This window comes from Nocardia canadensis, assembly GCF_032656385.1.
Lineage (GTDB): Bacteria > Actinomycetota > Actinomycetes > Mycobacteriales > Mycobacteriaceae > Nocardia > Nocardia canadensis.
The window spans coordinates 499,962-518,641 of record NZ_JAVCWB010000010.1; the positions used below are offsets into that span (position 1 = coordinate 499,962).

Below are 18,680 nucleotides of genomic sequence, written 5' to 3' on the forward strand. Positions count from 1 at the left end.
AAAAGTTAGCGGGTGGCCGTGATCGACTTCGGACCGCGTCCGACTGCGACCACGCCCGACTGCACGATCTCGCGAATGCCGTAGGGCTCGACCATGCGCAGCAGGGCATCCAGCTTGGACCGGGTGCCGGTGGCCTCGATGGTCAGCGCGTCGGGCGAGACGTCGATCACCTTGGCGCGGAACAACTGCACGGCTTCGATCACCTGGGTGCGCACCGACGCGTCGGCCCGCACCTTCACCAGGATCAGTTCGCGGGCCACCGAGGCGTCGGCGTCCTGCTCCACGATCTTGATGACGTTGATCAGCTTGTTGAGCTGCTTGGTGACCTGCTCGAGCGGCAGATCGTCGACGGTCACGACGATCGTCATGCGCGAGATCTCGGGGATCTCGGTGCCGCCGACCGCCAGCGACTCGATATTGAAGCCGCGGCGCGAGAACAGGCTCGCGACACGCGCCAGCACGCCCGGCTTGTCCTCGACGAGAACGCTCAGGGTGTGGGTGGTGCTCATTCCTGGGAACCCTTCTCGAAGGCCGCCTGCTCGCGCTCCATCGCCTCGTGGATGACGGCGGGCTCGGAGACCTGCTCGTCCTCGTCGAAGAGCGGGCGGATGCCGCGGGCGAACATGATCTCGTCGTTGCTGGTGCCCGCGGCGACCATCGGCCACACCTGGGCGTCCTTGCCGACGATGAAATCGATCACGACCGGGCGGTCGTTGATCGCCTGCGCCTGCCGGATCGCGGCCTCGACATCCTCTTCCTTCTCCACCCGGATGCCGACGCAGCCCAGGGCCTCGGCCAGCTTCACGAAGTCGGGGATGCGCAGGGTGTGCGTGCCGAGATCGGTGTTGGAGTAGCGCTGCTCGTAGAACAGGGTCTGCCACTGGCGGACCATGCCGAGGTTGCCGTTGTTGATCAGCGCGACCTTGATCGGCACGCCCTCGACGGCACAGGTGGCCAGCTCCTGGTTGGTCATCTGGAAGCAGCCGTCACCGTCGACCGCCCAGACCTCCTTCTCCGGGGTGCCCATCTTGGCGCCCATGGCCGCGGGAACCGCGTAGCCCATGGTGCCGAGGCCACCGGAGTTCAGCCAGGTGCGCGGCTTCTCGTACTTGATGAACTGCGCGGCCCACATCTGGTGCTGACCGACGCCCGCGCAGTACACGGCGTCGGGACCGGCCAGCCGGCCCAGCGTCTCGATGACGAACTCCGGCGAGAGCGAACCGTCGCTGGGCGTCTTCCAGCCCAGCGGGTAGTTGTCGCGGATCCCGCTGAGGTAGGCCCACCACTCGGTCAGGTTCAGCAGCGGGGCGGCGCCGGACTGCGGATCGGCCTTGAGGGTCTCGATCAGCTCGACGATGACCTCACGCGCGTCGCCCACGATCGGGACGTCGGCGTGGCGGTTCTTGCCGATCTCGGCCGGGTCGATGTCGGCGTGGATGACCTTCGCGTCGGGGGCGAAGGAGTCCAGCTGACCGGTGACGCGGTCGTCGAAGCGGGCGCCGAGGGTGATCAGCAGGTCCGACTTCTGCAGCGCGGCCACGGCGCCGACGGTGCCGTGCATGCCGGGCATGCCCATGTTCAGGGTGTGGCTGTCGGGGAACGCGCCCCGCGCCATCAGAGTGGTGACCACCGGGATGCCGGTCAGCTCGGCCAGCTCCAGCAGCTCGGCCGAGGCGTCGGACTTGATGACACCGCCACCGACATAGAGCACCGGCGACTTGGACTCCAGGATCATCCTGGCGGCCTCGCGCACCTGCTTGCCGTGCGGCTTGGTGACCGGACGGTAGCCGGGCAGCCGCATCTCCGGCGGCCACGAGAACGTGGTCTGGGCCTGCAGAGCGTCCTTGGTGATGTCGACCAGGACGGCGCCGGGACGGCCCGAGGCGGCGAGGTAGAACGCCTCGGCCAGGATGCGCGGGATGTCGATCGGGTCCTTGACCAGGAAGTTGTGCTTGGTGATCGGCATGGTGATGCCGGAGATGTCGGCTTCCTGGAACGCGTCGGTGCCGACCAGGCTCGACGGCACCTGACCGGTGATCGCCACGATCGGGACCGAGTCCATCTGGGCATCGGCCAGCGGGGTCACCAGGTTGGTGGCGCCGGGGCCCGATGTGGCCATACACACACCGACCTTGCCCGAGGACTGCGCGTAGCCGGTCGCCGCGTGACCGGCGCCCTGCTCGTGACGCACCAGGACGTGGCGGACCTTGGTGGAATCGAACAGCGGGTCGTAGACGGGCAGGACCGCGCCGCCGGGAATGCCGAATACGGTGTCGACGTCGAGCTCTTCGAGGGACCGGACCACCGACTGCGCGCCGGTGACGCGCTCGGGCGCGACCTGGCGGCGGGTGGGGTTGGTCGCCGGGTTACCAGTCTGGTTCGACTGTCCCGCTGAAGGCGCTGACCTGCGGGCCGATGGCCCGGGCCGTGCGGTTGGTGCACTCACCGTCTTCGTTCCTAACTTTGTCGTTCTGACCCCGGACAACACTTGGTGTGCCTGACACGCGGTGCCTTGCGACCCGCCGCGTCGGGTAATGCCCGAACACAAAAAAGCCCCCGACCAGCCATGGCTGTTCGAGGGTGGCGCGTCGCAACGCGAGCTGACGTATTCGACTCAGGCAGTCAGGCTCAACGCTGGACGCGCCGGCCGATTACGAGCAACTCGGTTCGATTCACGAGCACGACGTTAGGCGCGCGTGAGCCGAAGAGTCAAACAGACTACTCTCTGCGTCCCATTATGTGGGACGTGAGTGGTTGCGTGGGTCCGTGTACCAGGATGCGAGGATAGGAGGGTGTCATCACCGCATCAGTCCGTGCCACCGGCTAAATCGTCCCACACCGCCGCCGAGGGAACCGATACGGGTCGCTCCTCGCGACCCGGCGGCCTGCGCTCGGCGAGCCCGGGCAGGCTCGCGGCCATCGCCGCGGTGGTGCTCGCGTACCTGATCTTCGTCGTCGTCGGCACCGTGCAGGACTGGTCGCTGGGCCTGCGGATCGGGCTGATCGTGCCCACCGCGGTCGTCGTCTGGCTGCTGGTGCCGCGCAGGTCGACCACGCCCACGCCGGGCGTGCACGTCATCGGGGTGCCGCGCCTGGCCTACATCGGCGTGCTGGTGCTCGCGTTCTGCGTGTTCTTCCCGTTCGTCGGCTGGCCGGCGGGACTGTGGTGGCTGCTGCTGCTCCCGCTCGTGGCGATCTGGTGGGTCGTGCGGACGCACACCACGATCTCCGACGCGGGCCTGGACCTGAGCACGATGGTCGGCACGAAGCACCTCGACTGGGCACAGGTCAAGGGCATCAGCATTCCCAAGCGTGGCGCGGTGAAGGCACGGCTGGCCGACGACTCCGAGGTCCGGCTGCCCGCGGTGGGCTACGACCGGTTGCGTGAACTGATCGACGCCTCCGGTGGCCGCCTGCCCGATGTGTTCGCCGCCGCCGAGCAGGCCGAGGCCGAGCGCGTCGCCGCCGAGCGGGCGGCCGAGGCGAAGAAGGCCGAGCAGTCCGAAGCCGAGGAGCCCGGCACCGCGGAGTGAGGGTCGGCTCCGTCACTGTGGGAATCGGCACGGCGCCGCCTGCGGTTGCAGGGGTACGCTGACGGCACCCGGGCACCCCGCGCCGACGGCACCACCGCGGCGACACCTTCCGGAGCGACACTCCCGCCTCGAGCCCGGTTCCGGCACCCACCCGCACCCACCACCGGCGCGACGCGACCACCGCGCGCCGGAGTAACGTGCAGGCTTGCCGGACGCACCGCGCACTCGCCTTGTGCGGCGCAGGTCAGCCCCCTGCGCGCACGCTTGGACGCACCCAGCGACACTACGAGGACTCCCCCATGCCACCGCTTCGCTCACGCACCACCACCATCGGCCGCAATGCCGCGGGCGCCCGCTCGCTCTGGCGCGCCACCGGCATGACCGACTCCGATTTCGGTAAGCCGATCATCGCGATCGCGAACTCCTACACCCAATTCGTTCCCGGCCATGTGCACCTCAAGAACATGGGCGACATCGTCGCCGAGGCCGTGCGCGCCGCGGGCGGCGTGCCGCGCGAGTTCCACACCATCGCCGTCGACGACGGCATCGCCATGGGCCACGGCGGCATGCTGTACTCGCTGCCCTCGCGCGAGATCATCGCCGACTCGGTCGAGTACATGGCCAATGCGCACACCGCCGACGCGCTCGTGTGTATCTCCAACTGCGACAAGATCACTCCCGGCATGCTCAACGCCGCCATGCGGCTCAACATCCCGGCCGTGTTCGTCTCCGGCGGCCCGATGGAGGCGGGCAAGGCGGTGGTCGTCGACGGTGTCGCGCACGCGCCGCTGGACCTGGTCAGCGCCATCTCGGCGAGCGCCAGCCAGGCCGTCTCCGAGGAGGGCCTCGACGAGGTCGAGCGCTCGGCCTGCCCGACCTGCGGTTCGTGTTCGGGCATGTTCACCGCCAACTCGATGAACTGCCTCACCGAGGCGCTGGGCCTGGCCCTGCCGGGCAACGGCTCCACGCTGGCCACGCACTCGGCGCGCCGCGCGCTGTTCGAGCGGGCGGGCACCGTCATCGTCGACATCGCCAAGCGCTGGTACCAGGACGACGACGCCTCGGTCCTGCCCCGCAATATCGCCAACGCCAAGGCCTTCCGCAACGCGATGGCCCTCGACGTCGCCATGGGCGGTTCCACCAACACCGTGCTGCACACCCTCGCCGCCGCGCAGGAGGGCGAGATCGACTTCGATCTGAGCACCATCGACGAGATCAGCCGCCGGGTGCCGTGCCTGTCGAAGGTCTCGCCGAACTCGGACTACCACATGGAGGACGTGCACCGCGCCGGCGGCATCCCCGCCATCCTCGGCGAACTGCGTCGCGGTGGGCTGCTCGAGACCGACGTGACCACCGTGCACACCGCCGACTACGAGGAATTCCTCGACACCTGGGATATCCGCTCGGGCAAGGCTTCCGAGGAAGCGATCGAGCTGTTCCACGCCGCGCCCGGTGGCGTGCGCACCGTCGAGCCGTTCTCCACCAGCAACCGCTGGTCCTCGCTGGACACCGACGCCGCGGGCGGCTGCATCCGTGACATCGAGCACGCCTACACCGTCGAGGGCGGGCTGTGCGTGCTGCGCGGCAACATCGCCCCGGACGGCGCGATCCTCAAGACCGCGGGCATCGACGAGGAGCTGTTCACCTTCGAGGGACCGGCCGTGGTGGTCGAGTCCCAGGAGGAAGCGGTCTCGATGATCCTGGGCAAGAAGATCCAGGCCGGCGATGTGATCGTCGTCCGCTACGAGGGCCCCTCCGGCGGCCCCGGCATGCAGGAGATGCTGCACCCCACCGCCTTCCTGAAGGGCGCGGGCCTGGGCAAGGTGTGCGCGCTGATCACCGACGGCCGCTTCTCCGGCGGCACCTCGGGCCTGTCGATCGGCCACATCTCCCCCGAGGCCGCCCAGGGTGGCGTGATCGGCCTGATCGAGAACGGTGACCGCATCCGCGTCGACGTGCACACCCGCGCGCTCGAGGTCCTGGTCTCCGACGAGGTGCTGGCCGAGCGCCGCGCCAAGATGGAGGCCTCGGAGCGGCCGTGGCAGCCGGTGGACCGCGTCCGTCCGGTGACGACGGCCCTGCGCGCCTACGCGGCGCTGGCCACCTCGGCCGACAAGGGTGCCGTCCGCAAGGTGCCGTAATCGCCTTACCCGCGAGCAGTGCGCCGCCGGTCGCGTTTCGCGACCGGCGGCGCACTGCTCGGTCAGCTCGACTCGGTGAGTTACCCGGACCCTCACCGAATCAGCGGTTCCGCGCTTACACGAGCGCGGGTTGTGTTGTCGGCGTGGACGACTCGTCGTCCGTGCGGGACGGGATGAGCGCGGTGGCGATCAACCCGAGCAGGACGAAGCCCGCGGCCAGGTAGCCGCCCAGGGTGATGCCGTCGGTCATCGCCGTGCGGCCGGTCTCGGCGACCTCGCGGGTCTCCGGCTGGGCGGCGAAGCCTTCGATCGCCGCGCCCGCGCTGCTGGTGACGGCGTGCGCGTACTGCCGCGCCTGCGCCGGGGGCAGGCCGGCGGCGGTGAGGTCGTCGTCGACCTGCGAGCTCAGCGTGGTGAAGAAGACCGTGGTGAGCACCGCGATGCCGAGCGCGGAACCGAGCTGACGGAAGGCACTCTGGATGCCGGAGGCCTGGCCGTTGTCGTTCTCGGGGATCTCGGCCAGCACCACATTGGTGACCTGGGCCGTGGCGAATCCGACACCGATGCCGTACACGCACAGGATCAGCGACAGCGCCCACCAGGAACTGTCGGTGGCGGCGAAGAAGGCCAGCGCCGCCAGGCCGACGACTTCGAGGGCGAGACCGAGCCGCACCATGTTCAGCGGTGACGCCTTGCCCGCCATCCCGAAGCTGGCACCGCTGGCGATGAAGCTGCCGATGGCGATCGGCACCAGCGCCAGCCCGGACTGCACGGCGCTGTAGCCGAGGGTGAACTGCAGCCACAGCGGCAGCACCGCGACGATGCCGAACTCGCCGAGCCCGATGATCAGCGTGGCGATATTGCCGTTGCGGAACGAGGCCAGCCGGAACAGGCTCAGATCCATCAGCGCCTTGTCGGCGTCGGGACCGCGGCGCAGCAGCACCTGGCGCACCACGAAACCGGCCAGCGCGAGCGCGCTCAGCACCAGGGCGACCAGCACCGGCGACGGCCCACTGCCCCAGGTGAGTCCGCCGATCCCCAGCGGATGCACCGTGCTGATCCAGCCGTAGGTGCGGCCTTCGACCAGTCCGAAGGCGAGCAGCCCGAGACCGAGCACCGACAGGATCGCGCCGAGCACATCGAGTCGTCCCGCGACCTTCGGCGAGGGCGCGATGCACGCCAGCACACCGATCACGATCAGCACCGCCAGTGGCACGTTGATCCCGAACGCCCAGCGCCACGACACGTGTTCGGCCAGCCAGCCGCCGAGCAGCGGGCCGAGCGCCGCGGCGGCGCCGATCGTCGAACCCCACACCGCGAACGCCTGACCACGCGCCTTCCCGGTGAAGGTGGCGTTGAGCAGCGCCAGCGAGGTCGGCAGGATCATCGCGGCGCCGGCGCCCTGCAGGAACCGGGCGACGATCAGCAGTCCGCCGCCGGGGGCGAGCCCGGCCAGGACGCTGGTCGCGCCGAAGACGACGACACCGGCGACGAACACTCTGCGCGCCCCGACGATGTCGGCGATCCGGCCGACCATCAGCAGCAGCGCCGCGAACACGATCGCGTACGACTCCTGAATCCATTGCGCCTCGGTCGAACCCGTCGCCAGATCCTCGATGATCGACGGGATGATCACGTTGACGATCGTGGTGTCGACCACGATCAGCGCGACACCGAGGGCGATGGCGATCAAGCCGAGCCATCGGCGGATGGACGACTCTTGACTCATCGCATCTCCTATTTCCATGGTGGAATATTTCCATGGTCAAAGTAGATTGCGGGCAATAGGATGTCAACCGATGCGAAAGGAACCTATGACCCGGTCGGACGCTGGCGCGCAGTATCAACGGATCCACGAGGGCATGCGCGCCTACGGCGCGAACTACCGCGAATTCACCCATCGATTCGCGGCCTGGCTCGGGCTGCACTCCACCGATGCCGAGGCGCTGATCGAGATCCTCACCGCGGAGGAACGCGGCGCGACCCTGTCACCCGCGCGGCTCAGCGAGCGGATCTCGTTGTCCAACAGCGCGACCACCGCGCTGCTGAACCGGCTCGAGAAGGCCGGTCACATCGTCCGCAGCCGCGAGCACGACGACCGGCGCATCGTCACCCTGCGCAGCACCCCGCGCATTCACGACCTGGCCGACGACTTCTTCGGACCCCTCGGGGTGAAGATGGAGGAGACGGTCATGGGGCGATACTCCCCCACCGAGCTGCGGCGGTTCGAGGAATTCCTGGCCGATGTGCGGATCACCATGACCGCCCACCTGGCCGAACCCACACCGCCGCAGCCGTCCGGACTCAGTTGAACGGGCCGATGCCCTTCAACGGATTGCCGCCGTGGAGGAACACGTAGGTGGCGATCGCGGCGGCGATGGCGAGCACGACGACGGTGAAGGAGCCGTAGGCCGGGCGAGTCGCCCAGCCGCGGGCACGGTCGAAGGACCAGCGGCCGGGGCCGGTGAGGATGATCGCCAGCGCCGCGCCGGCCAGCACGCTGTCGAGTTCGACGCCGGTGGGGGTCCCCGCGTTGTACTGGAAGCCAGGGATCATGCCCTGCTTCCACATCCACGCGGTGAGGATCGTCGCCAGCACGGCACCACCGGCGAGCGGGGTGGCCAGACCGAGGACGAGCAGGATGCCGCCACCGAGTTCGCCGGCGATCACCAGGGCCGTCGACAGCGACGGATAATCCCAGCCGCCGCCCTCCATCATCGCCTTGGTGCCGTCGAGGCCGGGGCCGTGGAACCAGCCGGTGAGCTTCTGCAGCCCGTGGTAGATGAAGGTGTAGCCGACCACCAGGCGCAGCACGAACAGACCCAGGTCCAGGGTGCCGCGGCGGGGCTCGCGATTGCGGCGCTGCAGCCGGACCGCGCCCGCCGTGGCAGCCGCCGCGGGCGGGATCGACGCGTAGCCGTACCCGTCGTCGCCCCCACCGGCGGCCTGTGCGGCACCGGCGCTGGGCACCTCGTCACCGGGGTCGAGGCCGAGGTCCTCGTCGGTGCGCGGAATGTCCTTGTGCAGATCCGGTTTCGGCATCTGCGTGGTGGGCGAATCGTACGGGCTGGTCACCGGGCGACCCGACGACGACGCGGGCGGTCCGGTCGGCGCCGGCCCATCGGCGTTCGGCGTGTCATTCGACTTGTCGGTCACCGCCTCACCCTATGACGTGCCGAGTCGGTGTGCCGGTCTTCCCCGGAACAGGCGTGTCAGCCCCACTCGGCTGCCGGTAACGTCTGTGCCATGAGTTCGGTATTCGCGGGCCGCGTGGCGATCGGGTTGGCACTGGGCACCGTCTTGGTCGCCGGGTGCGCCCGATTCGACGAGTCGGCGTCGAGCCCGTTCACCACCGAGCCGTCGCTGGGTGGGTCCAATGTCGAGCCGAAGAAGCCGCAGGAGTCGCCCTCCCAGGTACCGCGGCCGACCGGCCCGTGCATCGATCCCGACCCGAATGTCATCGCCACCTGCCTGGATTCGGCCGCCGGGCTGATCCCGGTCGGCGACGGTGCGCTGGTGGCGGAGCGGCGGACCGGCCGCATCCTGCAGGTGACCCCGGTCGACGCGAGCACGCCGCAGGAGCCGGCGGTCGAGGTCGCGCGCGTGCCGGTCGACGGTTCCGGCGACGGCGGCATCTCCGACATCGTGCTCTCGCCCACCTTCGGCGAGGACGGGCTGATGTACGCCTACATCACCACCGGCAGCGACAACCGGGTGGTCCGGCTGTCCCGCAACGGCGGGGCGCCCAAGGAGATCCTGACCGGAATCCCGAAGGGCGCCAGCGGGAATCGCGGCGCCATCGACTGGGCGACGCCCACCCAGCTGCTCGTCCTCACCGGCGACGCGGGCAACCCCGGCGCGGCAGCCGATCCCGGCTCGCTCGGCGGGAAGGTGCTGCGCCTGGAGTCGCCGTCCTCGGGGGTGAACACGCCGCAGGTGGTGGCCTCGGGCATCGGCACGGCGGGCGACATCTGCCGCGACGGCAAGGACGGCATGTGGGTCACCGACCGCACCGCCGCCGAGGACCGGCTCCAGCATCTGGGCACCGACGGCACCCTGACCGTCTCGTGGACCTGGCCCGATCGACCCGGCGTCGGTGGTTGCACGGCCACCGGTGACGGTGTCGCCGTGGCCCTGGGCGAGGGCAAGGCGCTGGCCGCCGTGGCCGCCGACCCCAATACCTTCGCCGTCACCACCGCGCCCGCCCTGATCGCCCAGGACAAGTACGGCAAGCTCCTCGGCGCGACGGCCTCGCCCGACGGCAGCGTCTGGGTGACCACGACCAACAAGGCCGACGGCACGCCGGGCGAGTTCGACGATCGCGTCGTGCGCATCCCGCCGCCGCAGGGCGGGGCAGGCGGCCCCGACTAGAACACCACCGCCCCCCACCGGAATCCGGTGGGGGGCGGTGGTTGTCGAGCGTCTACGCGCAGGCGGCGAGGACCAGCTCGCGGACCTTGGCCGCGTCGGCCTGGCCGCGGGTGGCCTTCATCACGTCACCGACGATCTTGCCCGCCGCCTGGACCTTGCCGGCGCGGATCTTCTCGGCGATATCGGGGTTGGCGGCCAGCGCCTTCTCGACCTCGACCTGCAGGGCGGAGTCGTCGCTGACCATGCCCAGGCCCTTGGCCTCGACGATCGCGGCGGGCTCGCCCTCGCCCGCGAGGACGAAGTCGACGACCTGCTTGGCGACCTTGTTGTTGACGGTCTTGGCCTCGACCAGCGCGATCACTGCCGCCACCTGCGCCGGGGTGATCGGCAGCTCGGCCAGGGCGACCTCGCGCTCCTTGGCCTTCTCGGTCAGATAGGCGACCCACCACGAGCGCGCCTCGTTCGCGGGGGCGCCCGCCTCGACGGTGGCGATGATCAGGTCGAGCGCGCCCGCGTTGACGAGGTCGCGCATGACCTCGTCGGACAGGCCCCAGTCGGCCTGGATCCGGGCGCGTACCAGCCACGGGTACTCCGGAATGGTGGCGCGCAGTTGTTCGACCCACTCGGCGGCCGGGGCGACGGGCTCGAGGTCCGGCTCCGGGAAGTAGCGGTAGTCCTCGGCGGTCTCCTTGCGGCGACCCGCGGACGTGGAGCCGTCGGCCTCGTTGAAGTGCCGGGTCTCCTGGACGATCTCGCCGCCGCCGGTGAGCACGGCCGCCTGCCGGCGCATCTCGTAGCGCACCGCGACCTCGACGCTCTTGAGCGAGTTCACGTTCTTGGTCTCGGTGCGGGTGCCGAATTCCTTCGCGCCCACCGGCATCAGCGACACGTTGGCGTCGCAGCGCAGCGAGCCCTGCTCCATCTTCACGTCGGAGACGTTCAGCGAGCGCAGCACCTCGCGCAGCGCGGTGACGTAGGCGCGGGCGACCTCGGGCGCGCGCTCACCGGCACCGGTGATCGGCTTGGTGACGATCTCGATCAGCGGCACGCCCGCGCGGTTGAAGTCGAGCAGCGAGTGACTGGCGCCGTGGATTCGACCGGTCGCGCCGCCCACGTGCAGCGACTTGCCGGTGTCCTCCTCCATGTGGGCGCGCTCGATGTCGACCCGGAAGGTGGACCCGTCGTCGAGCACGACATCGAGGAAGCCGTCGGTGGCGATCGGCTCGTCGTACTGGCTGATCTGGTAGTTCTTCGGCTGATCCGGGTAGAAGTAGTTCTTGCGCGCGAACCGGCCCCACGGGGTGATCGAACAGTTCAGCGCGAGACCGATCCGGATGGCCGACTCGACGGCCTTCTCGTTGACCACCGGCAGCGAGCCGGGCAGGCCGAGGCAGACCGGGCACACCTGGGTATTGGGTTCGGCGCCGAACTCGGTGGGGCAACCGCAGAACATCTTGGTCGCCGTGGACAACTCGACGTGGACCTCCATGCCGAGCACCGGCTCGTACCGGGAGATGACATCGGCGTAGTCCATCAACTCGACCGTGGGTGCGCTCATAACTGTCTATCTTAGGAAGCTCTAGCGGGGCGGGACGCGCTGGGTGAGCCAGTCGGTGACGTAGGTGAGCACCGCCGGGTCGATGGTGGTCTCGATGGTGGAATATTCGCTGGGTTTGCCCGTGTCGGTGGGCTGCATCAGGTGGTTGAGGCCGGGAAAGGTGTGCACGGTGGCGTCGGGGTCGCCCGCCAGGTTCGCCCGCATCGGCGGCTCGTTCTGCGTGGCGAGCACCTGCTGGTCCTTGTCGCCGAAGAAGGCCAGCACCGGCACCCGCAGGGCCTCCAGCGCGGGCTTCGGGTCGTAGGTGATGAACGAGGCCATGTACGGGGTGTTGAACGAGTCGAGGGTCGCCTGGGGCGCGCGCTGCTCGGGCGGCAGCGAATCGTTGTGCTGCTGGGCGTAGGCCGCGGCGCCGGCCGTATCGCCCGCGCGCAGCAGGGCCGACCACCGGGTGACGTAGTCGACCTGCGCGTCGATCTCGTTCTGCGGCGCGCCCGCGCCGGCCATGATCACCTTGTTCTGCTCGATCAGCACGTCGGCGCCGACCACCGCCGGGCCCGCCATGAGCACCGCGAACGCGACGTTGCTGTCGGGCCGGGCGGCGACGAGCGGGGCGAGGTAGCCGCCCTCGCTGTGCCCGAACAGGCCGACCTTCGCCGGATCGATCTCGGGCCGGGCGCGCAGGAACGCGACGCCCGCGGCCGCGTCGGCGGCGAGGTCGGGGTAGGTGGCGTCGTCGAGGTTGCCGCCGGTGCCGCCGACGCCGCGGTCGTCGGTGCGCAGCACGGCGTAGCCGGCGCGGGTGAAGGTGTCGGCCAGCAGCAGGAACGGGCGGTGGCCCATCAGGTCCTCGTTGCGGTCCTGCGGTCCGCTGCCGGTGATCAGCAGCATCGCCGGGAACGGGCCGCTGCCTTCGGGTTCGGTGAGCGTGCCCGCGATGGTGATGTCACCGCTGCGATAGGTGACGTCCTCGCTGCGGTACGGGTACGGCGGTTTCGGGTCCTGCGGCCTGGCCACGCTCTCGACCGGGCCGCGGCGCAGCACCAGCGGCACCGTCTGGCCGGACTGCACCCAGTCGCCGGTGATCTGCTCGCCGTCGAGCTTGCCGCGGAAACCCGGGTCGCCCGGTGCGTCGGGCACCGTGAACTCGACCCGGTCCGGCTCGGTGCGCACGTCCTTCAGCGCCGCGGCGCGCACGCCCTGTGCCGGGATGTCGATGGTGGCCGAACCGTTCTCGGCGAAGGTCACGCCGATCGCGATCGGCGCACCCGGCACCTCGATGTCACCGTGCCACGGCCCCTGGACGGCGGGTCCGGCGTCCTCGTCCGAGGAACAGCCCGTCACCAGCGCGGCGACGACGAACAGTACCGAAACGATCACTCGACCGGTGCGCATACGGCAACGGTACCGACGCGCACCGAAAAGTCGAGGACCGCTGCGGGTCAGCCGAAGAAGGCCCGCGCCTCGCCGAGTCGTTCCGGCGGAACCCGCTTGAGCTGCTTGGTGGCCTCCGACAGCGGAACCAACCCGATGGTGGTGCCGTGCAGGGCGACCATCTGCCCGAAGTGTCCGGCGTGTACCGCTTCGGCGGCGTGCACGCCGAAGCGGGTCGCCAGGATGCGGTCGTAGGGGGTCGGGCTGCCACCGCGCTGGACGTGGCCGAGCACGGTGGTGCGGACCTCCTTGCCGATCCGGCGCTCGATCTCCGAGCCGAGCTGCTGGGCGACGCCGGTGAACCGCTCGTGACCGAACTCGTCGATACCGCCCTCGCGCAGCGCGAAGCCGGAATCCGGTGCGGGGTGCGCGCCTTCGGCGACCACGCAGATGAAGTGCTTGTCCCCGCGCTGGAAACGGCTCTTGATCATCGCGCACACCTGCGCCACGTCGAAGGGCTCCTCGGGCACCAGGGTCAGATGCGCGCCGGCCGCGATGCCGGAGTTGAGCGCGATCCAGCCCGCGTGCCTGCCCATCACCTCCACCAGCATCACCCGCTGATGGGATTCGGCGGTGGTGTGCAGACGGTCGATGGCCTCGGTGGCGATCGAGAGGGCGGTGTCGTGGCCGAACGTGACGTCGGTGCAATCGATGTCGTTGTCGATGGTCTTGGGGACGCCGACCACCGGCACCCCCTCGTCGGAGAGCCAGCTCGCGGCGGTGAGCGTGCCCTCGCCGCCGATCGGGATCAGGGCTTCGATGCCGTTGTCGTCGAGGGTCTGCTTGATCCGGCCGAGCCCGGCGCGCAGCACATCCGGATTGGTGCGCGCGGTGCCGAGCATGGTGCCGCCCTTGGTGAGCAGCCGGTCGGTGCGGTCGTCGTTGTGGATGCGGATCTTGCGGTCCTCTAGGAGGCCGCGCCAGCCGTCCTCGAACCCGACGATCGAGTCGCCGTAGCGGCCGTTCGCGGTGCGGACGACAGCCCGGATCACCGCGTTCAGCCCTGGACAGTCTCCGCCTCCGGTCAAGACTCCGATGCGCATGGCGTTCATCTTGCCGCACCGGCGGCGATCAGGGGCAGTGACCTCCGGCGAGCTCGCCGAGATGACCCGAGATCAGCGTCGCCATCTTGTCCAGCATGGTCATGCCGTCGTTGAAGGAGCCCGAATCCGGTTGCGCGGCGAAGGCGATCGCGATCCGGCCCGAGGGCGAATCGATGAGCCCGAACTGGCGGACCAGGTATTTGCCGGACGGGTCCGGGCCCCAGCCGCCCTTGAACTCGGCGCTGCCGAAGGCGCCCAGTCCCCAGCGATGACTCGGGATGATCTGCTGCATGAGCCCGACCACGCGCTGGCTCTGCGGAATGCAGGGCAGGTGCGCGGCGAAGCGCACCTGCTCGGCCAGCGTCCATTCGGCCTGGCCGTAGACCGACGCGTCGGCCCTGGTGCGGGTGGTGGGCACCGTGGTCGTGGTGTCGCCGCCCTCGCGCAGCACGTTCTCCACGGCCGTGGCCGCGGCGGCGCCGGAACCCAGCGACTGCCACAGGGTGTCGGCGGCGCCGTTGTCGGAGGCGGTGATGGCCGAGGTCACGGTGGTGACGTAGGAGGCGTTGTTGCGCAGCGCCGCGATGGCCAGCGGCACCTTGATCGTCGACCAGGCCGGGCCCGAGGTCCAGGTGCCGAAGGTGACCATCTTGTCCCCGCCCACCGGCATGATCGCCAGTCCCACGCTGCCGCGGAAACCCTGCTGTACTGCGTTGAAGTCGGCGGCCAGACTGCCGGGCACCGCGATCGAGACGTTGCCGGCGCCGCCCGCGCCGGGATCGATGGCGGCGATACTCGTCGTCGTGCGCGGCGGGGTCGCGGGCTCGGATCCGATGCCGCATCCGCCGGTGAGCACCACGACGGCCCCGAGCAGCGCGGTGAGCACCATCCGGACGGGGCGCCGATCTTTCGTCATCATGTAAAACATCTTCGTTTCTAAACTCCCCCCGGGCTTCGATGCCGGGGTAGCAGTCCCGACACCGTACTGGGCAGTATGGCCGAACGCCCACTTCGACCGTGAAACGCTCAGGTCAGACGATGTTCACCCGTGTAGATATTCATCGTCTCGCCGCGCAGGAAGCCCACCAGCGTCAGCTCCGACTCGGCCGCCAGGTCCACGGCCAGTGAGCTCGGCGCCGACACCGCGGCCAGGATCGGGATGCCGGCCATCACCGCCTTCTGCGCCAGTTCGAAGGACGCGCGGCTGCTCACCACCAGGATCAGATCCGGCGCGGGAATCCGGTTCTCCCGCAACGCCCAGCCGATCACCTTGTCGACGGCGTTGTGCCTGCCGATGTCCTCGCGGACCGCCAGCAACGTGCCGTCGGTGCTGAACAGGCCCGCCGCGTGCAGGCCGCCGGTGGCGTCGAAGAGCTTCTGACCGGCGCGCAGCTGCTTGGGCAGGCCGGACAGGACCTCGGTCGACACCGTCGCGGTGTCGCGCGGGATCGGGTAGCGGGTGTGCGTGCGCACCTCGTCGAGCGCGGACTTGCCGCAGAGGCCACACGCGCCGGTGGTGAGGAAGTTGCGGGTGTGCAGCGGCACCGGGGTGCGCAGGCGCAGGTCGAGCACGTTGTAGGTGTTGCGGCCCTGCTCGTCGGTGCCCGCGCAGTAGCGGGCGGTGACGATGTCGTCCGCCGAGCCGATGATGTCCTCGCCGAAGAGGAAACCGTGCACCAGGTCGATGTCGTTGCCCGGGGTGCGCATGGTGACGGTGAGTGACTGCCCGTCCACGCGGATCTCGAGCGGTTCCTCCACCGCCAGGGTGTCCGGGCGCTGGATCCGTCCGGTCGGCGACAGCCGGATCGTCTTGCGCCGTGCGGTGACTCTGCTCATCAGGAGGTGCCCATCGGTCGGGTTGCGGTGGGTTCGCTCAGCCGGTCGCGATGCCGACGACGAGATTGATCGTCGTCGCCAGGATGACCGTGCCGAAAGCGTAGGACAGCAGACAGTGCCGGAGCACGATGGCCCGCACCACCGGACTGGTGACATTGGTGTCGGAGACCTGATAGGTCATCCCGAGGTTGTAGCTGAAATAGAGGAAGTCGCGGTACGAGGGCGGCTCCTCGGAGTTGAAATCGATCCCGCCCGCCGCCGAGGACACCACCGAGATCTCCTGGACGAACGGCTGGAAGTCCTCGCGCCGCACATTCGCCTTGGTCTGCGCGGCGTCCATCGGCCACAGCACCAGCCAGCCCGCGACGACGAAGACCGTGGCCATCGCCGCGATGCCGATCAGGCCACCCAGCGCTACGCCCCGCCCGAGTCCGAGGCCGACGAGGACCCCGATCAGCGCCCCGATCAGGATCGAACCGACCAGGCGATTGACTGCGGGCACCACCAGGTGGTTCCTCATATCGATCGACAGTACCGAAGGTGCGCACACTCATAGCCGATGTCGATCTCAGCTCTCGCGCCGCTGCGCCGAGCGCCGCAGGGTGTCGTCGATACCGGCCGTGCGCGCGGTCTCGATGAGCGCTTTGACCAGCACCGACCCCGGCTCGACGGCCGGGGTGACGAGCACGATCCCGGCGGTCACGGCCGGGTCGTCCAGGCGCAGGGTCCGTACGCCCGCGGGCGGCGGGAAGATCGTCAGCCACGGCTGCGGCACCACACAGGCCCAGCGGCCGGTGCTCACATGCGCGAGCAGCGACACCACCGAATCGGTCTCCGCCTGCGGCGACGGCACCAGACCGGTGGGGACCAGGGCGTCGTCGATCAGATCGCGGCCGCGCATGCCCTTGTGCAGCAAGCACATCGGCATCTCGAGCGCCTCGGCCCAGCTGATCGCCCCGGACCGGCCCGCCAGCAGATCGGTGCCCGCCAGCAGGACCTGCCGTTCGGCGTAGAGCGGGGTCCGGGTGAGGCCCGCGGTGTCGACGCCGTCGCCGTAGACGATGCCCGCGTCGAGTTCGAAACGCCGCAGCCGCTCGACGATATCGCCCGAACGCAGGCTGGTCTCCACCCGGATCCGCACCAGCGGGTGCGCGGTGCAGAACGGGTCGGTCAGCAGGGCGACGGTGCCCGAGGCGGCCGGGATCGCCCCGATCCGCAGGTCACCGGTGAGGCCGGTCTGCAACGCGTGCACCTCGTGCGCGAGCGCGTCGCGGTCGGCCAGGATCCGCCTGGCCCACAACACGAGTCGTTCGCCCTCGGGGGTCAGTCCCTCGAACGTGCGCCCGCGCCGGACCAGCGGAACCCCCAGCTCGTGTTCGAGTTTGCGTAGCGCCTCGGACAGGGCGGGCTGGGAGACGTAGCAGGCCGCGGCCGCGCGGGCGAAGTGCCGTTCGCGGGCGAGGGCGACGAAGTACTCGAGTTGGCGGAACAGCAGCTCAGTCGTCCTCGGCGTCGGCGGCCTTGTTGCGGGCCTTGGCGATCTCGAGTGCTCGTTCGGCGGTGGCCTGGTCCGGGTAGGGACCCATCCGGTCGCCGTACCAGCAGGTCTTGCCCTGTTCGGCCTGATGGTGCTTGATGCAGTAGTACCACTGGTTGTCGTCAGCCATGTCGACAGTATGCATCGGTTCGCATGCCTTCGGCGGGGAGGTCGGGGCCGTGCCGAGCGCCGGTTCGCGGATCAGCAGCGCCACCGCGACGCCCACCGCGACACCGATCACCGTGTCGACGGCGCGATCGGTGAGCATGGTCAGCGGATCGGTGGGGTCGGCCAATTCGGTCATCGACATGATCAGCGGGGTGAAGAACCCGAGCGCGACCGCGTAGTGGCGGGCCAGGAACAGTTCGGTCGGGTACAGCAGCGCGATGATCGCCAGTCCCAGCATCGCCGGGCTGGGACCGGGAATCAGCAGCGGGGCCGTGACCGCGAGACCCAGGAAGGTCCCGACGACGCGGTGCAGCCCGCGGGTGATCCGCCCGCGCGAGTCGGCGGCCGCCAACGGCACCGCCGCGCCCGCCATCGCCCAGTTGGCGTGGCCGACACCGAGCAGCAGGCCGATGCCGCCCGCGACGGAGATGGCCAGCGCGTAGCGGCCCGCCTGCACCAGCGAGATCCGGCCGGTGCGATGCGGCGGAATCGTCACCGGGACAGCGCGGGTGTCGTCGCGACGCACCCGCCGCGTCGACTCGAGATAGCCGACCACCACGCACAACGCCGCGGTGAGCGCGCAGACCGCCAGCGCGGACAGCGGATCACGCCGGCCACCCGCGACCATCGCGACGGCGCCGAAGGCGAAGATGCCGAAGAACGGGCCCTCCGGCCGCAGGCCGAGCCGGTCGGTGATCGGCGAGGCGACCGCGGCGAACACCGCCACCGCCGCGACCAGCACGGCGGGCGGGGCGTGCAGCCGGGCGAGCAGGATGCCCGCGCCGACCGCGCCGACCAGCAGCACCGCCGCCTCGCACTGATGGACCAGCCGCTGCCGCGGCGCTTCCGCGAAGCCGTACATGCCGGTGAAGGACCCGAACACCGCGTAGATGAGCAGGTCGGTGCGGCCCGCCGCGACGAGCAGCAGGCCGGGCACGGCCAGGCCGGCGAACACCCGGGCAGCGGGCAGATGATCGATGTCGGTGGTGAACCGTCGAATCACCGGGCGCGCCTGGGTCGAGATGGTGCGCAAGGGGTTCCTCCGAAAGTCGGTCACGG

General features: G+C 69.8%; 16 protein-coding genes. 4 read left to right on the forward strand and 12 right to left on the reverse strand.

Going from position 1 to position 18,680, the window contains the following annotated elements; genetic code table 11:
* Window positions 1-5: 5 nt before the first annotated feature.
* Together ilvN and Q7X29_RS25980 are read right to left on the reverse strand one after the other, a co-directional pair.
* The gene (gene ilvN / locus Q7X29_RS25975) at window positions 6-509 is read right to left on the reverse strand and encodes an acetolactate synthase small subunit (protein ID WP_019048314.1); all 504 of its coding nucleotides are present in this window, start codon (window positions 507-509) and stop codon (window positions 6-8) included.
* Window positions 506-2,446 carry an acetolactate synthase large subunit gene (locus Q7X29_RS25980; RefSeq protein WP_316575634.1) on the reverse strand — a complete coding sequence of 647 codons (1,941 nt, stop codon included), beginning with the start codon at window positions 2,444-2,446 and terminating at the stop codon, window positions 506-508. Before Q7X29_RS25980 ends, ilvN begins: the two co-directional genes overlap by 4 nt.
* Window positions 2,447-2,792: 346 nt before the next feature.
* Here Q7X29_RS25980 and Q7X29_RS25985 point away from each other — a divergent pair, with 346 nt between their 5' ends.
* Both Q7X29_RS25985 and ilvD read left to right on the forward strand, forming a co-directional pair.
* Complete coding sequence (locus tag Q7X29_RS25985) at window positions 2,793-3,533, forward strand: PH domain-containing protein (protein ID WP_308248538.1); 741 nt, start codon at window positions 2,793-2,795, stop codon at window positions 3,531-3,533.
* 299 nt (window positions 3,534-3,832) lie between these two features.
* Window positions 3,833-5,674 (forward strand): dihydroxy-acid dehydratase, encoded by a 1,842-nt coding sequence (ilvD, locus tag Q7X29_RS25990; RefSeq protein ID WP_316575635.1) that lies wholly within the window; start codon window positions 3,833-3,835, stop codon window positions 5,672-5,674.
* Window positions 5,675-5,789: 115 nt separating this feature from the next.
* On the opposite strand, the gene Q7X29_RS25995 is transcribed toward ilvD, so the two are convergent.
* Window positions 5,790-7,403: a DHA2 family efflux MFS transporter permease subunit gene (locus Q7X29_RS25995; protein ID WP_316575636.1), complete on the reverse strand. Its 1,614-nt coding sequence runs from the start codon at window positions 7,401-7,403 to the stop codon at window positions 5,790-5,792.
* Between the two features lie 85 nt (window positions 7,404-7,488).
* Between Q7X29_RS25995 and Q7X29_RS26000 the strand changes: the two genes are divergently transcribed.
* Window positions 7,489-7,986, forward strand: coding sequence for a MarR family winged helix-turn-helix transcriptional regulator (locus tag Q7X29_RS26000; protein ID WP_316575637.1), 498 nt, complete (start codon window positions 7,489-7,491; stop codon window positions 7,984-7,986).
* Here Q7X29_RS26000 and Q7X29_RS26005 read toward each other — a convergent pair.
* Complete coding sequence (locus Q7X29_RS26005; RefSeq protein WP_316575638.1) at window positions 7,979-8,749, reverse strand: DoxX family protein; 771 nt, start codon at window positions 8,747-8,749, stop codon at window positions 7,979-7,981. The genes Q7X29_RS26000 and Q7X29_RS26005 overlap by 8 nt on opposite strands.
* A gap of 171 nt (window positions 8,750-8,920) precedes the next feature.
* Between Q7X29_RS26005 and Q7X29_RS26010 the strand changes: the two genes are divergently transcribed.
* Window positions 8,921-10,045, forward strand: a complete 1,125-nt coding sequence (locus Q7X29_RS26010) for a PQQ-dependent sugar dehydrogenase (protein WP_316575639.1) — start codon at window positions 8,921-8,923, stop codon at window positions 10,043-10,045.
* 52 nt (window positions 10,046-10,097) lie between these two features.
* Here Q7X29_RS26010 and gatB read toward each other — a convergent pair whose 3' ends face one another.
* The 8 genes from gatB to Q7X29_RS26050 form a co-directional block, all read right to left on the reverse strand.
* Complete coding sequence (gene gatB / locus Q7X29_RS26015; protein WP_316575640.1) at window positions 10,098-11,603, reverse strand: Asp-tRNA(Asn)/Glu-tRNA(Gln) amidotransferase subunit GatB; 1,506 nt, start codon at window positions 11,601-11,603, stop codon at window positions 10,098-10,100.
* 21 nt (window positions 11,604-11,624) lie between these two features.
* On the reverse strand, window positions 11,625-12,998 hold the full coding sequence (locus Q7X29_RS26020) for an alpha/beta hydrolase family protein (RefSeq protein WP_316575641.1): 1,374 nt from the start codon (window positions 12,996-12,998) through the stop codon (window positions 11,625-11,627).
* Between the two features lie 47 nt (window positions 12,999-13,045).
* The gene (locus tag Q7X29_RS26025; protein WP_218719198.1) at window positions 13,046-14,080 is read right to left on the reverse strand and encodes an ATP-dependent 6-phosphofructokinase; all 1,035 of its coding nucleotides are present in this window, start codon (window positions 14,078-14,080) and stop codon (window positions 13,046-13,048) included.
* A 28-nt stretch (window positions 14,081-14,108) separates the two neighbouring features.
* A complete protein-coding gene (locus Q7X29_RS26030) occupies window positions 14,109-14,999 on the reverse strand; it encodes a serine hydrolase (protein WP_316575642.1) in 891 nt (296 codons plus the stop codon).
* 107 nt (window positions 15,000-15,106) lie between these two features.
* The gene (fdhD, locus tag Q7X29_RS26035; protein WP_218719196.1) at window positions 15,107-15,916 is read right to left on the reverse strand and encodes a formate dehydrogenase accessory sulfurtransferase FdhD; all 810 of its coding nucleotides are present in this window, start codon (window positions 15,914-15,916) and stop codon (window positions 15,107-15,109) included.
* Between the two features lie 37 nt (window positions 15,917-15,953).
* Window positions 15,954-16,436, reverse strand: a complete 483-nt coding sequence (locus Q7X29_RS26040) for a DUF1345 domain-containing protein (protein ID WP_316575643.1) — start codon at window positions 16,434-16,436, stop codon at window positions 15,954-15,956.
* Window positions 16,437-16,484: 48 nt separating this feature from the next.
* Window positions 16,485-17,411, reverse strand: coding sequence for a LysR family transcriptional regulator (locus tag Q7X29_RS26045; RefSeq protein WP_316576342.1), 927 nt, complete (start codon window positions 17,409-17,411; stop codon window positions 16,485-16,487).
* Window position 17,412: 1 nt separating this feature from the next.
* The gene (locus tag Q7X29_RS26050; RefSeq protein ID WP_316575644.1) at window positions 17,413-18,678 is read right to left on the reverse strand and encodes an FUSC family protein; all 1,266 of its coding nucleotides are present in this window, start codon (window positions 18,676-18,678) and stop codon (window positions 17,413-17,415) included.
* Window positions 18,679-18,680 lie beyond the last annotated feature (2 nt).

Bases quoted from the DNA above. Each gene is read 5' to 3' on its own strand.
- gatB (WP_316575640.1), bottom strand. From the start codon at position 11,603: ATGAGCGCACCCACGGTCGAGTTGATGGACTACGCCGATGTCATCTCC.
- Q7X29_RS26040 (WP_316575643.1), bottom strand. From the start codon at position 16,436: ATGAGGAACCACCTGGTGGTGCCCGCAGTCAATCGCCTGGTCGGTTCG.
- fdhD (WP_218719196.1), bottom strand. From the start codon at position 15,916: ATGAGCAGAGTCACCGCACGGCGCAAGACGATCCGGCTGTCGCCGACC.
- Q7X29_RS26000 (WP_316575637.1), top strand. From the start codon at position 7,489: ATGACCCGGTCGGACGCTGGCGCGCAGTATCAACGGATCCACGAGGGC.
- Q7X29_RS26025 (WP_218719198.1), bottom strand. From the start codon at position 14,080: ATGCGCATCGGAGTCTTGACCGGAGGCGGAGACTGTCCAGGGCTGAAC.
- ilvN (WP_019048314.1), bottom strand. From the start codon at position 509: ATGAGCACCACCCACACCCTGAGCGTTCTCGTCGAGGACAAGCCGGGC.
- Q7X29_RS26010 (WP_316575639.1), top strand. From the start codon at position 8,921: ATGAGTTCGGTATTCGCGGGCCGCGTGGCGATCGGGTTGGCACTGGGC.
- Q7X29_RS26020 (WP_316575641.1), bottom strand. From the start codon at position 12,998: ATGCGCACCGGTCGAGTGATCGTTTCGGTACTGTTCGTCGTCGCCGCG.
- ilvD (WP_316575635.1), top strand. From the start codon at position 3,833: ATGCCACCGCTTCGCTCACGCACCACCACCATCGGCCGCAATGCCGCG.
- Q7X29_RS25995 (WP_316575636.1), bottom strand. From the start codon at position 7,403: ATGAGTCAAGAGTCGTCCATCCGCCGATGGCTCGGCTTGATCGCCATC.
- Q7X29_RS26030 (WP_316575642.1), bottom strand. From the start codon at position 14,999: ATGATGACGAAAGATCGGCGCCCCGTCCGGATGGTGCTCACCGCGCTG.